Below are 14022 nucleotides of genomic sequence, written 5' to 3'. Positions count from 1 at the left end.
GGGGTGTCATGAGGGATCTAGTATGCTTCGCTACCCACGCGTGATAGGTGGGGAGGGTACCCCTGCCTCCCCTCCGTAGCCCCCTCCGCGCTTGGGCTGGAATACCCCCCAAGAGCTCTTTTTTGATATGCGAACAAAAATGCAGGTAGATAGGCATAGGCGGGTATATACATGGGGAGGGGGTCGATTCACGCGAGCGTGCTGGGGCTACCCAGCGCCACACCCTGATTTTTTTATCGCTACGAAATTGGAGGTCGGTTACGCAACTGTTACGGAACGCCCAAACAGGCGTTGGGTTTTACCGTTGCATGTAACGCTAATTCCTTTACAAAGTACCCCAGAACGGGCTACCGATTTACCGTCATATATGACGCTAATTTCTTTACAGAGCGCCCCAGATAGCGGGGGAGCGCGACAGCACCATAGCCCTATGCAAGACCGATAGTAGAGCATTGGGGTGATGCTATGAAGAACAGGGATAGCGAAAGAGCCTACAAAGAGAAGTGCAGACGAGCGAACCGCGATGAGTGGTGGGCGCGATACGGAATGGATGCACCCGCGCCGAACGCCAAGACCAAAGAGGAACGCCGAGAAGCGAACCGCGCCGCTTGGCGTGCTAGGTAGGCGATAGCCCCATTCGTAACCGCCGCGTGCCGCGGCTTTTAGACCCCTTCTGTGTGTCAGTATGGGGTCTTTTTCGGCAAGCTGCCGCCATAGAAAAACGCCCCCGCTGTTGCTGCGAGGGCGCAATAGGGCTTTTGGTCGGGCTTGAACTAAAAAAGCGTCACACCTAAAAACAGCCATCTACCTGTGAAGATAATAATAACTGTGACGCTTTAGCTATATAGTGGTCATTATTTATAAGTAATTTCTTATAGGGTTATGACCGAAAAGCGGGTTTATCGCGCACATCGTCACACCCGCCATATCTGAGCGTCAGCCCGTGTATACGGTTGCGTACTGACTTCGTTCCCGAACCAGTCTCAACCCTTCCGCTGCTCCTTCGGTATCCCCTTCTGACCAACCTCTTATAGAAGTTGTTGGCGCTGGCTGGCTGATAGCCGTTATCAATGCTCCATGTCCTATATCTGCTGTATATCAACGAACCGTCTGTCATAATCCCGTCAACCTCGGTACATTCATCCTCGATGAACGCGCCGATAATATCCTCGTCCCTCGAATAGTCTTTTGCGAGTTCTTCGCATATGTCGGGAACCTTGCTGCCAATTGTCACAGCCCTTTGGTATCCCTCGATTATCCAATTGAGGACGCTGCTCGCAAACTTGGGTTCGCACATCTTTTGTTCAAGCCCGTAGTCCTGTTCGTTTTCTTCCCGAGTGTTGTAGAACGGTAGGATCACTACACGCTTTGAGGTGAATAGGGTTTCGTCCTTCATGCGTGGCTTAAAGTTAGTCGGCATGATGATTGTGCATATGGGCGTAAACGTGATGGGGTCTTGCCTGAGCGCTCGCGCGGTCAGCTCATCGCCGCCCGTGATTCGCTTTACCAGAGCAATGTCGAGTATCATGCCCTCCGCGAGTTCGGGAACGTCTACTAGGCGTGCGCCGCGCAGACAGGCGTAATCTGGTGATGCGTTCTGCGCCCTTCTGCTACTTTCCGTGAATGTTGCCGCGTCAGCAGTTGTCTTGTATTCTCCGAACACGTTTTTGATAGTGTTCACAGTCGTACTTTTACCTGTTCTGGTCTGCCCGATTGCAAGATAGAAGCAGTCTCGGGAGGTATCGCCTGCGAGGGCTAGACCCATACGCTCTTGAAAAAACGGTATGACTTTCTCGCGTCCTTTGAAAGTCTCCGATAGGAACTTGTCCCATTGCCCGTGCCCCATGTCTTTGTCGTAGTCACACCCCGCTACTTTTGTGAGCATGTCTTTAGGTGTGTGTGGATGGGTCTTTACCACTGCTCCAAGTTCTACGGTCACGTTGCGACAGTTTATGAGTTTGAGGTTGGTATCGAACTCTTTGATACTAGTGCTGAGTTCGCTGTGGCTGTCTCTGAGCAGGTTTCGACGTTTGGTGCTGTCGTTATATTTGGCTACCGCTTTCATGTTGACAATGCGTTGGTCTGGGTCGCTGCATGTTGCCGCCGCTATGCACAGGTCTCCCACGAACTCTTTCATCATGCCCTCGGCAAGCTCGTTACCGCCTGACGTGCCGTCAGCCCAGCGCACCCCATCGTAGCAATACCAGCATCGCGCTTCTTTAACCCATCGCAGACGGTCGCGGTAACGCTCGCCGAACAGCTTCGATAGCGACCTGTCGTTAATGCTTCTGGGTAGCTCTAGCCCCGCTTGTTTTGTATCGCTAGAACCATCGTTACGCTTTTCGTATTCGGGGTCACGCCCCTTGGGGTATTTCGTTGCGTTCTTAATTATCTTTTCGACTTCTCTTTCTGACAAAGGCGTGTCGCACCTCTCGGCGTTAGCCTGCCTTACCATCCGTTCTATGTCCTCATCGCTATACTCTTTGGCTTGAAGGTGGCTACCGTAATTAAAAAGTTCAGTGTTGCGCGTATGCTCTAATATGCGTTCGGGCAGCTTGTATCCTTGGTAGTTGGGGCTATGGGTCGGCTCTAAACCAGTGGTCGGTTCCAAGCTAAAACCTCCTTGTCGGTTCCGAAAAACAGTCTGTTTGATTGCGCGGTGGATTGATCGGCTTCTGGGTACGTTGCCAACAGCGCCGCGCCGAACGCCGCCGCTTCTTCTGGGTCGCTCGTCTCCGCGCCGCGTCTGAACATGAGCCTGTATCGCTCGCTATCGGCTGGGCAGTAGGGGTCTGGGCTGCTGCTGAAAGTCAGATAACTAATGACCAAAGGCAGGTTAGCCCTGAACGCCCTTAACACGGCTTCTGTGTAGGGCAAGGGGTCGTAACCCCGTTCCTTTGTTGCCGCGTCATTGTCTATGTCTATGCACCACAGCTGTTGCGACTTCCAGCAATTAGGGGAGCGCTTGCCAACGCATATGCCGCCGCATACCGTATAGCCGCACGAAATGGCTTTTGCTAGTGTCTCAACATTCGGGCGGTATAGGTGGGCGGGCTGGATTATTCGTCTGCTGATAGCCGCCACCTCGCCGCCCGTGGGCTTGCTGTCGTGCCTGGTGGGATCTAGAAGAACAGGGGTCTTTAGGTCGAGCGTTGTGCGGTCGGTTCCATCGTCCTCGCCGTATGTCGCTATCCTCTCCCCGTGAAAGTATGCGACCCCGTACAGCTCCGCGCTACTCATGGTCGGTCGCGCCCGCCGTGATTGGAATACCCGCCAACTCGAATAGAGCCGCCTTGTTGATACGCCACATCCCCATGACTTTTAGCGACTTCAATTTGCCCTGTTCGCACATGCGGGTGATGGTACGCGGGGAGCAAGCCAAGATAGCCGCCGCGGTGTTTGCATCCACCACGGGCGCGTTGCCTTCGATTGCAGCCGTGATTAGTTCGGTAGGGGCGATTCCCTTTGTGAGCGTTTTCATTGCCTGTTCTCCTTCTGATATGCGCCGATGGAGCCGCGTCCAGCGCCCTCGGCTTCTGTTAGTTGCGTCTAGACAACTTGGAATATAGACAAAGAAACGGACATGATTAACTGGGAAAATGCACCCTGAGGCTTGGCTCTGTTCGGTCGTTTTGCGAGTTTTGGCAAAATCGGGCGAACAGGGCTTTGAACGATGGAGGTCTATGGAACGCTACGGAAACCCATAGAAACCTATGGGAGCCTAAACAGAAAAAGGCGCGTTCGGTCTAATCCCGCTAAATTGCGAAATGAACCGAACCCGCCCTCTTGAAAACTATTTTCGGGAACAAGCAATCTACACAGTTCCCACTATCCCTCTGCGTAATCTGGGGTCTATTCCTCCGAAATGCCCACGTATTCCCTTAGCACCGTGTCAGCTGCGCTGCTGCCGTTCGTGGGTATCTGCTCCCCGTACTCGCCCGTCTCGTATACGTACACCACCTCGCCGCCTTGGTCTTTCAGCTCCGCTAGCGATAGACCACGCCTGCTTGCCACCATGCACGATAGCTCGTTGCTAGTCGCTCTTCTGCCGTTGCGTGTCCGCTCTAGGCTGTCGGCTATCAGCGCCCCGCGCTCACTGCCGTTAGCCCTGAGCATGTCGCCCATGATGGACAACAGGGTTTCCCTCTGCCCATCGGTCAGCGCCCCGTATCCCTCCGTTAGCGCCCTGAGCCGATATTCCTCTTGGAGGGCTTCTGCGTAGCCGTATGGTAAACGGTTCGGATCTAAAGCGCCGCTCGCGTTTGACAGCTCCGCTTGCTCGTTCCGTTCCGCTTCAATCTCGGAATCGTCATACGCGCCGCTTTCCGTCATGAATCGGTATTCGTACTCCTTTTCCCAGTAGAGGTTTTCCGCTTTCAGCCAAAGGCGCTGCGCCCTCTCTGCCGTGAGCTTCGAGGGGTCTTTGTAAAGCTCCGCGCCCTGCGTGCGTCCCAGTCCGAAATAGTCCCCAAGCGCCTTGCCGCTCTCTATGCCGATAGTTTTCAGCGCCGCGTGGTATCGCTCGACATACTCGGGCGTGTTGGGTAGGGGATAGCTCTTATCTTTCCGCGCGTCCTCCCTCGCCGCCTTTTCGCGGTACTTGGCTTTGAATCGCTCGGTTAGCGCGTGCGTCCCTTTGCGGGTATAGCGTCCCATGGTTCCACCTCGCAAAAACCCATGTCCGCGAGGTGGAGTAGAATGGGTTCATACATCCCCGCTCTTTTCCAATACCTCGCGCGGGGGTTGTTCCTAAGTAATGGGGCGCTCGGTTTCCTTTCCCCGAACGCCCCTTTGCGTTATCTATTCTATATCCTGCTTGGCGCTACCAGCGCGTTCCAGCACGTCTAAGATTGCATTCGCGCCCTCCATTAGGTCTGCCCCCAGCGCCTTAACGCTTACCTCGCCTAGCCCTCCTTGCTCTGGGGAATAGCCCCGCATAAGCTCTGACAGGGCTTCGAGGTGGAGCGCCGCGCCCATCAGCTGAGCCGCGTCCTTCTTTGTGAGCGTGCTTGCCGTCTTGGTTTCCATGTCTTTCCCTTCTTAGTTTGTCTTTGCGCTGTCTATCGCTTCTCTGACGCGCCTTAGCTCCCTGTCTATCAGCTCCGCTATATCGCCCAACATATAACCTTCGAGCGTTGCGCCGCTGTCGAACCCTCCAAGAAGAACTGCTATCGTCTCCAAGCTGTGCAGGGAACCCCGTAGCTCTTTCATCTCGGTATCGTCCAGAACCCACGTGGTAGCTCCTGCCGCCTTGCTATCCATGATGCTCCCTTCCTAGTTCTCTGTTCCGGTCTTGCCGAACTCGATAACTGAGCCGTCCTTGGCGTGCTGGGCAACGTCTGACATGTACGCTTGCTCAACCACAGCCGCGCCGCGCTTCTTGGCTTCTTTGTCGGCGCTCGCGTATATGTTCAGCGTCATTGCCGCGTTGGCGTGTCCCATCATGCTTGCTACGGTCTTAATATCCGTGCCTGCCGTCACAGCCGCCGTTGCGAACGTGTGGCGCAGGTCGTGGAACGTTGGGCGGTTGCCCTCCGTACCGATAAGCTCCAGAGCGTCAGCCGCAATCCTCCACCTATGCGAAAGATAGTGTGGTTGCATAAACGAGCCGTCAGCGCCGCCCGTCACGTACATGTTTTCATCGAACGGGACACCCAGCTCCAAACACTCGGCTTTGACGTTGGCTAGGCGTGCCGCGAGCATGTCGGCGATGATAGAGGGCGCGTACAGCTCGCGCCTGCTGCCGCCCGTCTTGGGTTCCTTCACGTACCACTTTGAGCCGTCACGCCCTATGGTGCGCTCGATGCTGACTGTTCCCTCGTTCAAGTCCACGCACTTCCACGTCAGTCCGCATATCTCGCCCTCACGCAAACCCATATACATTGCTAGGGCAAACCCAACGTTTAGCGGCTTCGCGGGGTCCAGGGCGATGAATTGGGCTACCTTTGCGCGTCCCTTTGCATCGAGGGCGTTGGGGTTCCTATGCGCCTGCTGAGGGTTCTTAACGCCGCGCGTTGGGTCTTTAACGAGCCTGTCGCGGTCTACAGCCTGTTTCATGGCAGAGCGCAGGTTGGTTAGGCACTTCTTCACTGTGGAGGGTGCATAGTCCTTGCTGAGCTTCGTAACCCACGCCGCCACATCGTCTGGGGTCAGTGCGTCCAGCTCGATAGTCCCGATACTGGGTGCTATATAGCTTTTGAGTATGCGCCTTAGCTCGTTGGCTGATGAACGCTCGATGCTGTTTGCGCGTTCCTCTACGTACTTCCCGAAATACTCGGCTACCGTCTCGCCGCTGTGGGGGTCTTTGACAGCCTGTTCGTTGAGCTGTTGGCGGATTGCTTCTGCTTCTTGGTTAACAGCCTTTTCTACCTGCTTAGAGCGCCCGTTGTCGCGCCCCTCGGTTTTGAGAGTGACGGTCTTTTTCTTCCACTTGCCGCTTTCGTCCTTGTATGGGTACTGGGCTTTCCACTTGTATACGGTCGTGCCGTCTTTGCGCACATAGTCGTGTTTGATTAGCGAATAGGTGGCGAACGTTTCCGCAGGTAGCAAGGTGTCCATGTCTCTCCTTTTTGGTCGCAATCTTGGTCGCAAAATAGTCGCAAAATGGCGTTGACTGAACTATAAAACATAGACGTTTTAGACGCAACAGACGGAAAAACAGCAGGTAGAGCGTCCGCGTTTTCGCAGGTAGACAGCCCAGTGCAAAAAGTCGCAACACTTCCAAGCTGATGACGCGGGTTCGATTCCCGTCGCCCGCTCCATAGGATAGTTTTAACGGCTTTGGCTCTATTTGGTGCCAGAGCCGTTTTCATAAGCGTGCCGGGCGACGGGAATCGAACTCGGCAGGGTGCGAAGCTGAGAAAATGCGTGAGCATTTTCCAACGCAGCACGCAAGGGCCAATGGCCCGCAGCAAAACAAGGGTTTGCGAAGCAAACCCTTGGACTTCCCGTCGCCCGCTCCATAAGATTGATGAATGGCTCTGCTTCCTTTTGGAAGCAGAGCATTTTCATATACCTGCCGTGGACCCCACATCCCCTCCTAAGTTGCGGTGAAATACGGACTGTTTTCCGGCTTTTATGGCCCATGTAGTCCGTATTTCACCGCAACTTGCACCTGAGCTTCAGGTTGAGATTGCTCGGCCAGGAAACGCCGGCTATTATCTGGCAGATTATGGTTGGCACGTGCCGTCGCTACTCGAGGCCTGCGATGCGCTGCTCGACGAGCGCGGTTTTCGCGGGTCGGCCAAGGCCGGCATCTCGGTGTTTGACGACGACTTTGGCCTGCATGCCCAGCAGGTGGCACCATCCGCCTGCTCGACAAACGCGACGTAGCCCGCAAGTCGATGTTTACCACGCATTCGCTCCCTTTGTCGATTCTGATCGAAGAAATCGAGCAATCGTGCGATGATATCTTCTTCATAGGGATTCAGCCGGGCGACACGGAGTTCTACAATCCCATGTCCCCGGAAGTCTTTGACGCCGTTGACGCCGTGTACGACGCCGTGGCCGCCAACGACTTTTCCCACTTTGTCCGCTTGGGACAGGAGCTGTAGCAGCGCTTGTCCCTGGTGATTAGGAAAGAAGTGATTGACATGGCAGATTCCAAGGTGGAGTACCCTGCTCCCGATTGCCTGGCGCCCGCCGCGATCGAGGCCAAGACCGAGGCCGCCGGTGTGACCAAGGCTAACCTGTCGGTCGATAAGGCCTTTCTGTTGGCAATGTTCGCCGGTGCGTTTATCGCCTTCGGCGGTCTGTTCTTTACGGTGTTTTTGAGCGACAGCACGCTGGGCTGGGGTGCCCAGCGCGTCGTGGGCGGCCTGTGCTTTTGCCTGGGCCTGGTGCTGGTGCTGGTGTGTGGCGCCGAGTTGTTCACCGGTAATTCGCTTATGGTCTGCGCGCTCAAGAGCAAAAAGATCACCCTGGTCCAGATGCTCAAGGCTTGGGTCGTTGTATGGCTTGGCAACTTTGCCGGTGCCTTGTTCATCGTCTTTTTGGTGTACATGGCCGGCATTTACAAGCTCAACGGCGAGGCGGTCGCCAATTCCATGGTGAGTGTCGCCGCCGGCAAGGTGACGATCGACTGGCTGACGATCTTCTTCCGCGGCATCCTGTGTAACATCTTTGTGTGCCTGGCCGTGTGGATCGGTACCGCCGGCAAGACCGTGGTCGATAAGGTCGTGGGCATTCTGCTGCCCATCGCCGCCTTTGTGGCCTGCGGTTTTGAGCACTGCATTGCCAATATGTACTTTTTGCCCATGGGTGCCGTGATGCACGCGTGCGGCTATGGTGCCGACGTCGCCGGTGCCGATGCGCTCAACGCCGCGGGCATTGCGTTTAACCTGTCCGCCGCCACGTTGGGCAACATCGTGGGCGGTGCGGTTCTGGTCGCGCTCGGCTACTGGTTTATCTACGCCAAGAAGTCTGAGGCGTAGGGTACCGTCTGTTTGACGTTGGACCTCCCGCGGGGCGTCGCCGTGCGGGGATAATAGCGATTGATTGATTCAGCCGATCGAATCGGCCGATAGTTTGACGTTCGAACGATTGATTCACCTTTGGTTTTGAAAGGCCGCACATGAGCGATAGCCAGAACATGTCCGATGAGGTTCGCGCCCGCCTGCGCGCCATTCCCTCCGTCAACGAGCTGCTCGCCGAGTGGCCGGTAGTGAAGGCGGCGGGGGAGACCTGCGACGCGGTGGTGCATGCCGCCGTCACGGCCGAGCTCGACGAGGAACGCGCCGCCATTCGCGCCGGTGCCGTCCCGCGCTCTAAGCGCGACCTGGCCTCGGCGATCGAGTGGCGTGCGCACCGCTCCGCGCTGCCGAGCCTGCGCCCTGCCGTCAACGCCACGGGCGTGGTCATCCATACCAACTTGGGCCGCGCCCCGCTCGCGGAGTCGGCGGCAAAGGCCGTGGCCGAGGTTGCGCGCGGGTACAGTACGCTCGAGTACAGCGTGGACACCTGCTCGCGCGGGTCGCGCAAGGAGCACGCCGCGCATCTGATCCGCTCGCTCACTGGTGCCGAGGACGCGCTTGTGGTCAACAACAACGCCGCCGCGGTGCTGCTGGTTCTGGCGACCCATGCCGCAGGCAAGGAGGTCATCGTTAGCCGCGGCGAGCTTGTCGAGATCGGCGGCAGCTTTCGCATCCCCGATGTCATGGCGTCTTCGGGCGCCAAGCTCGTCGAGGTCGGCGCCACCAACCGCACGCACCTAGCAGATTATGAGCAAGCCATCACGCCCGATACGGCCATGATTCTCAAGGTCCATCCATCCAACTATCGTATCGAGGGCTTTCACGAGGAGGTGAGCTCTCGGGAGCTTGCGGCGCTTGCTCACAAGCATGGCCTGCTGTTCTATGAGGACCAGGGTTCGGGCGCGCTCCTGCCCGATGACATCCTGGTACGCGGTGGCGAGGAACCCACGCCGGCTTCGGTCGCGGCGGGGCTCGATATCGTGTCGTGCTCGGGCGATAAGCTGCTGGGCGCGGCGCAGGCGGGCATCATCATGGGCCGTCGCGATCTGGTCCAGGCCTGCGGCGCACATCCGCTCATGCGCGCTCTGCGTCCGGGCAAGTTGGCGCTTACGGCGCTCGAGGCCACGCTGCGTATCTACATGGACGGCGCCGATGTTGCCCATCGCGATATTCCGGTGCTCAGCATGCTTACGCTGCCGCAGGCCCATTTGGAGCGACGTGCCCGCAAGCTGCGCGATCGTATGGTCGCCGGGCTCGATAAGGCCGGTTGCCCGTGCGCCGTTCAGGTGGAGATCGTCGAGGAATCGTCGACCCCCGGTGGCGGCTCGCTGCCTACCATGGAGTTGCCCACGATGTGCGTTGCCGTGCGTCTTGTTGACGCGCGCCTGACGGTCGATGCGCTCAAGCGCTCGCTTGTCCAGGACTTCGACACGCCGGTCGTCACGCGAACCTCGCACGATCGCATTTTGTTTGACGTTCGTACGCTCGTGGGCGACCGCGATATCGAGACGGCGGCGTCGACGCTTGCCGCATGCGTTGAGAAGGCGATTGCTCGATGAGTGAGGTCCAGGCGCTGGTGGAGTGTCCCGTTATCGTTGGCACGGCGGGCCACGTCGACCACGGTAAGTCGGCATTGATCGAGGCACTGACCGGCAAGAATCCCGACCGTCTGGAGGTTGAGCGTCGTCGAGGTATGACCGTTGAGCTTGGCTTTGGCGAGCTGGCGCTGCCGAGTGGCAAGATTGTCGGCCTGGTCGACGTGCCTGGCCATGCCCACTACCTGCGCGCCATGGTGCAGGGCGCCACGGGTATCGACGTGGCCGTGCTGGTGGTTTCGGCCGTCGAGGGCGTGATGCCGCAGACCCGCGAGCACGCGCATGTGCTGGAGCTGCTGGGCGTTACGCATATGGTGGTCGCGCTGACGATGTGCGACCTGGCCGATGCCGAGATGACCGAGCTTGCCGAGCTCGATGTCGATGACTTTTTGTCGGGTACCGTGTTTGCGGGCGCGCCGATTGTGCCCGTGTCGTCCAAGACGGGCGAGGGGATCGACGGGCTGCTTGCGGTGCTCGACGAGCAGGTAAGTGCCTGCTGGAATGCTTGCCGCGACCGTTCCGATCGGAGCGATGCCTCGTCTCGCCTGCCGATTGACCGCTGCTTTACGATCAAGGGTGTCGGCACCGTCGTTACGGGAACGCTGCACGATGCGCCGGTTGCGGTGGGCGACGAGCTGATGGCTTTGCCGTCGCGTACGGTCTGTCGTGTGCGCGGGATTCAGGTGCATGGCGATACGCCGCGCGCGCTGCCTGGGCAACGCGTGGCGCTCAACCTGGTCGGTGACGGTGTCGCGGCGCTTGACCGTGGTGAGATGCTGGGCGTGGAGGGTCGCTTTGGTCAGACGTTGAGCTTTATGATGACGTTTACCTACCTGGGCCGCGAGGGCGCCAAGCCGCGCGTGCTCGAGTCGGGCGCGCGCGTGCACGTGATGGCCGGCACGGCCGAGGTCGTCGGCCACGTTATGCTTTTGGAGGGCGAGGCCCCCATGGCGGTGGGCGAGACCCGTACCGTGCAGGTGCGCCTGGAGGAGCCATTGCCGCTGCGCGCCGGAGACCATGCCGTGGTGCTGTCGTATTCGCCCGTTATGCTCATCGGCGGCGGGCGTGTGCTGCTTTCGCGCTGCCGTCGCTCGCGCGAGCTTTCGGCCGGCGAGCGTGCGCTGTTTGCGGCGCTTGAAGCCGGCGATGCCGTTGCTGGCGTAGACGCGTGGCTGGCGCTGCAAGCGCTGCCGGTTGCGGCGGCTGATGTTGCCGAGGCGCTCGATCTTGTTGCCGGTGAGGTCGATGCCGCACTGGGCGAGTTGGTGGCGCGAGGTGTTGTTTGCGAGCTTGCCGGCTCGGGCGGCACGTTGTATGCGAATGGCGCCGTGCTCGATGCCGCCATGGACGTGCTGGCGGCGACCCTGTCTGCCATGCACGCGGCGGCTCCCTGGGAGACGGGTTTTACGCCCGGCGCCGTTGCCCATGCTGCGTGGCCTGCCGCCGATGAAGGCGTTGCCGCGGCTCTGATTGCCGAGGGCTGCTCGCGTGGCGTGTGCGCCGCCGAGGGCGCCGAGATATTCGACCCGCACTCCGTTGCCGCCGCGGCGCGTGTGGTGCGCGAGGCGTGTGAGCGCATTGTGGCGCTGCTCGACGGGGCCGGCCTCGATGCGCCGACGCTGCCCGAGGTGGGTGAGCGACTGCAGCTCGACCGCGACACCATGACGCGCGCCCTGCGCGAGCTTTCGCTCAACCGCTCGATCGTTAAGGTCGAGCGCGACGTTGCCCTGTCTGCCATCTCGGAAGCCCATGCGCGCGAGCTTGTCGCCGCTGCCATTGAGGCAGCCGGCGGCGCTGCCACCACGAGTGTGCTGCGCGAGGCGCTGGGCGTGTCGCGCAAACGTGCCATCAGCATCTTGGAGCACCTGGATGCCGTGCGCTTTACGGTGCTCGACAAGGAAGCCGGCGGCCTGAGGTCCCTACGCTAGACTGGCTGCTCGGTTTGGTAAAATACCGCCGCACTTGGGAACGGATGGGCTCCGGTGGGCTCCGCGGTCCTCAAAACCGTTGCGAGGCGTGCAAAACGTCTTGGATGTGTTCGATTCACATACGTTCCCGCCACACGCCACCAGCGCTTTTGTGCTCGCGGTCTTGCTGCGTGCCGCAAAGGCGCTGTTTTGTTTTTGTGCGGGTCGGCCGTGTCGTCTGTCTTGCCGCCGGTGTGCCCGGGCGCATCATGTGTCCCCAATGTGGTGGTTTGGAACATGTGGACGAAACAGCTTCGAAACACGCGATTTGTACGTCGGGTGCTCAAAAACGCTTCTACCTGCATCGTAATCAAAACGAAACATCTGCTCGTCGGCTTATGCGAAACTTTGCTGCAACAGTGCGATATTATCCATACACGATAAAGTTCGCGGCGCATGGGGTGCCGTGACCGACATTTTCGTTTCCCATCATTGGAGGAAGCATGAGCTACACGCAGAAAGTTCTCGAAGAGCTCAAGGCCCGCTATCCCGAGCAGCCTGAGTTCATCCAGGCCGCGACCGAGATCCTCGGCACCATCCAGCCGGCGCTCGACGCCCACCCCGAGTACGAGGAGGCCGCCCTGCTGGAGCGCCTCGTCGAGCCCGAGCGCATCGTTATGTTCCGTGTTCCCTGGGTCGACGATCAGGGCAAGGTTCAGGTCAACCGCGGTTACCGCGTCGAGTTCAACTCTGCCATTGGACCCTACAAGGGCGGCCTGCGCTTTAACCCGACGGTCACCCTGGGTATGCTCAAGTTCCTGGGTCTGGAGCAGATCCTCAAGAACAGCCTGACCACCCTTCCCATGGGCGGCGGCAAGGGCGGCTCCGACTTTGACCCCAAGGGCAAGTCCAACAACGAGATCATGCACTTCTGCCAGTCCTTCATGACCGAGCTCTATCGCCACATTGGCCCCAACACCGACGTTCCCGCCGGCGACCTGGGCGTTGGCGGCCGCGAGGTTGCCTACATGTTCGGTCAGTACAAGCGCCTGACCAACGAGTGGACCGGCGTCCTTACCGGCAAGGGCCTCTCCTTTGGCGGCTCGCTCGCCCGTACCGAGGCCACCGGTTACGGTCTGGTCTACTTTGTGGACGAGTACCTCAAGAGCCGCGGCGACTCCTTCGAGGGCAAGAACGTTGTCGTTCACGGCTCCGGTAACGTCGCTATCTACGCGGTCCAGAAGGTCGCCCAGCTCGGCGGCAAGGTGCTCGCCTGCTCCGATACCCACGGCTGGGTCGAGGATCCCGACGGCATCGACTACACCGTGCTCGAGCACGTCTACAACAAGAAGCGCTCCGGCCACGACAAGGGCGTTACGCTCGCCATGTATGTTGACGAGAAGCCCAACGCCGTGTGGCACGAGGGCGACGGCCGCGGCGTGTGGCAGCTGCCCTGCGACATCGCGCTGCCCTGCGCTCGCGAGAACACGCTGCTGCTCGAGGACGCCCAGGCGCTCGTCGCCAACGGCTGCAAGGTGGTCGGCGAGGGCGCGAACATGCCCACGACCATCGAGGCCACGACTTACTTCCAGGAGAACGGCGTCGCCTTTATGCCCGGTAAGGCTGCCAACGCCGGCGGCGTGCTCGTGTCCGGCCTGGAGATGAGCCAGAACGCCGAGCACCTGTCCTGGACCTTCGAGGAGGTCGACGGCAAGCTCGAGCAGCTCATGCGCGGCATGTTCCACAACGTGGACGACACCGCCAAGGAGTACGGCCAGGAGGGCAACTTTGTCATGGGCGCCAACATCGCCGGCTTCCTGAAGGTCGCCGACGCCATGCTCGCCCAGGGCGTCTGCTAAATCTTCGCTCGACATAGCATGTGATGAGGCTCCCAGCCATCCGGCTGGGAGCCTTTTTCTATGGTGGCGAGGGCTGTGCGCCCTCGTTTGGTACACTTAGAGGTACTGGACAAGTGAAGAGATGGGGGAGAACGTACTCAAGTTCGGTACCTACGTTCGCGTTGGAAACGCGGCCGAAGCCTATGAGCTC

At 59.2% G+C, this 14022-nt stretch carries 13 protein-coding genes and 1 tRNA gene; 7 read left to right on the top strand and 7 right to left on the bottom strand.

All coding sequences use genetic code 11. The features are described from left to right. Positions 1-880: 880 nt before the first annotated feature. The 7 genes from ACQRC0_RS02580 to ACQRC0_RS02550 all read right to left on the bottom strand — a co-directional run bounded on the left by ACQRC0_RS02580 (position 881) and on the right by ACQRC0_RS02550 (position 6558). Positions 881-2611: a phage/plasmid primase, P4 family gene (locus ACQRC0_RS02580; RefSeq protein ID WP_427727541.1), complete on the bottom strand. Its 1731-nt coding sequence runs from the start codon at positions 2609-2611 to the stop codon at positions 881-883. Then, positions 2590-3240: a hypothetical protein gene (locus ACQRC0_RS02575; protein ID WP_427727539.1), complete on the bottom strand. Its 651-nt coding sequence runs from the start codon at positions 3238-3240 to the stop codon at positions 2590-2592. Before ACQRC0_RS02575 ends, ACQRC0_RS02580 begins: the two co-directional genes overlap by 22 nt. Next, complete coding sequence (locus ACQRC0_RS02570) at positions 3233-3481, bottom strand: helix-turn-helix domain-containing protein (RefSeq protein WP_427727537.1); 249 nt, start codon at positions 3479-3481, stop codon at positions 3233-3235. The genes ACQRC0_RS02575 and ACQRC0_RS02570 overlap by 8 nt, the downstream gene beginning before the upstream one ends. A gap of 371 nt (positions 3482-3852) precedes the next feature. After that, on the bottom strand, positions 3853-4656 hold the full coding sequence (locus ACQRC0_RS02565) for a hypothetical protein (RefSeq protein WP_427727535.1): 804 nt from the start codon (positions 4654-4656) through the stop codon (positions 3853-3855). Between the two features lie 144 nt (positions 4657-4800). After that, positions 4801-5028 carry a hypothetical protein gene (locus ACQRC0_RS02560; protein ID WP_427727533.1) on the bottom strand — a complete coding sequence of 76 codons (228 nt, stop codon included), beginning with the start codon at positions 5026-5028 and terminating at the stop codon, positions 4801-4803. Between the two features lie 12 nt (positions 5029-5040). Continuing rightward, on the bottom strand, positions 5041-5262 hold the full coding sequence (locus ACQRC0_RS02555; protein ID WP_427727531.1) for a hypothetical protein: 222 nt from the start codon (positions 5260-5262) through the stop codon (positions 5041-5043). 12 nt (positions 5263-5274) lie between these two features. Beyond that, the gene (locus ACQRC0_RS02550; protein ID WP_427727530.1) at positions 5275-6558 is read right to left on the bottom strand and encodes a tyrosine-type recombinase/integrase; all 1284 of its coding nucleotides are present in this window, start codon (positions 6556-6558) and stop codon (positions 5275-5277) included. Between the two features lie 519 nt (positions 6559-7077). Between ACQRC0_RS02550 and ACQRC0_RS02545 the strand changes: the two genes are divergently transcribed. The 7 genes from ACQRC0_RS02545 (at position 7078) to gdhA (ending at position 13832) form a co-directional block, all read left to right on the top strand. After that, positions 7078-7332 carry a hypothetical protein gene (locus tag ACQRC0_RS02545; RefSeq protein WP_427727528.1) on the top strand — a complete coding sequence of 85 codons (255 nt, stop codon included), beginning with the start codon at positions 7078-7080 and terminating at the stop codon, positions 7330-7332. Positions 7333-7343: 11 nt separating this feature from the next. Then, positions 7344-7553, top strand: coding sequence for a hypothetical protein (locus ACQRC0_RS02540; RefSeq protein ID WP_427727526.1), 210 nt, complete (start codon positions 7344-7346; stop codon positions 7551-7553). 39 nt (positions 7554-7592) lie between these two features. After that, complete coding sequence (locus ACQRC0_RS02535; RefSeq protein WP_427727524.1) at positions 7593-8432, top strand: formate/nitrite transporter family protein; 840 nt, start codon at positions 7593-7595, stop codon at positions 8430-8432. 140 nt (positions 8433-8572) lie between these two features. Then, the gene (selA, locus tag ACQRC0_RS02530) at positions 8573-10030 is read left to right on the top strand and encodes an L-seryl-tRNA(Sec) selenium transferase (RefSeq protein WP_427727522.1); all 1458 of its coding nucleotides are present in this window, start codon (positions 8573-8575) and stop codon (positions 10028-10030) included. Next, entirely contained in the window at positions 10027-11994 is a 1968-nt protein-coding gene (selB, locus tag ACQRC0_RS02525) for a selenocysteine-specific translation elongation factor (protein WP_427727521.1), read from the top strand. The genes selA and selB overlap by 4 nt, the downstream gene beginning before the upstream one ends. Positions 11995-12030: 36 nt before the next feature. After that, positions 12031-12127: transfer RNA gene (locus tag ACQRC0_RS02520), tRNA-Sec, on the top strand. 349 nt (positions 12128-12476) lie between these two features. After that, the gene (gdhA, locus tag ACQRC0_RS02515) at positions 12477-13832 is read left to right on the top strand and encodes an NADP-specific glutamate dehydrogenase (RefSeq protein WP_154515369.1); all 1356 of its coding nucleotides are present in this window, start codon (positions 12477-12479) and stop codon (positions 13830-13832) included. Positions 13833-14022: the final 190 nt, after the last annotated feature.

Origin of the sequence: Collinsella sp. SGI.033, from assembly GCF_050315135.1 — a bacterium.
GTDB lineage: Bacteria > Actinomycetota > Coriobacteriia > Coriobacteriales > Coriobacteriaceae > Collinsella.
The sequence above is the reverse complement of the archived record's forward strand: the minus strand, read 5'-3'. Positions and strand labels throughout refer to the sequence as shown.

What these genes read in the sequence shown, in the direction of transcription:
- selB (WP_427727521.1), top strand. Translation starts at nt 10,027, where the DNA reads ATGAGTGAGGTCCAGGCGCTGGTGGAGTGTCCCGTTATCGTTGGCACG.
- gdhA (WP_154515369.1), top strand. Translation starts at nt 12,477, where the DNA reads ATGAGCTACACGCAGAAAGTTCTCGAAGAGCTCAAGGCCCGCTATCCC.
- selA (WP_427727522.1), top strand. Translation starts at nt 8,573, where the DNA reads ATGAGCGATAGCCAGAACATGTCCGATGAGGTTCGCGCCCGCCTGCGC.
- ACQRC0_RS02535 (WP_427727524.1), top strand. Translation starts at nt 7,593, where the DNA reads ATGGCAGATTCCAAGGTGGAGTACCCTGCTCCCGATTGCCTGGCGCCC.
- ACQRC0_RS02540 (WP_427727526.1), top strand. Translation starts at nt 7,344, where the DNA reads ATGTTTACCACGCATTCGCTCCCTTTGTCGATTCTGATCGAAGAAATC.
- ACQRC0_RS02555 (WP_427727531.1), bottom strand. Translation starts at nt 5,262, where the DNA reads ATGGATAGCAAGGCGGCAGGAGCTACCACGTGGGTTCTGGACGATACC.
- ACQRC0_RS02570 (WP_427727537.1), bottom strand. Translation starts at nt 3,481, where the DNA reads ATGAAAACGCTCACAAAGGGAATCGCCCCTACCGAACTAATCACGGCT.
- ACQRC0_RS02545 (WP_427727528.1), top strand. Translation starts at nt 7,078, where the DNA reads ATGGCCCATGTAGTCCGTATTTCACCGCAACTTGCACCTGAGCTTCAG.
- ACQRC0_RS02550 (WP_427727530.1), bottom strand. Translation starts at nt 6,558, where the DNA reads ATGGACACCTTGCTACCTGCGGAAACGTTCGCCACCTATTCGCTAATC.
- ACQRC0_RS02560 (WP_427727533.1), bottom strand. Translation starts at nt 5,028, where the DNA reads ATGGAAACCAAGACGGCAAGCACGCTCACAAAGAAGGACGCGGCTCAG.
- ACQRC0_RS02565 (WP_427727535.1), bottom strand. Translation starts at nt 4,656, where the DNA reads ATGGGACGCTATACCCGCAAAGGGACGCACGCGCTAACCGAGCGATTC.
- ACQRC0_RS02575 (WP_427727539.1), bottom strand. Translation starts at nt 3,240, where the DNA reads ATGAGTAGCGCGGAGCTGTACGGGGTCGCATACTTTCACGGGGAGAGG.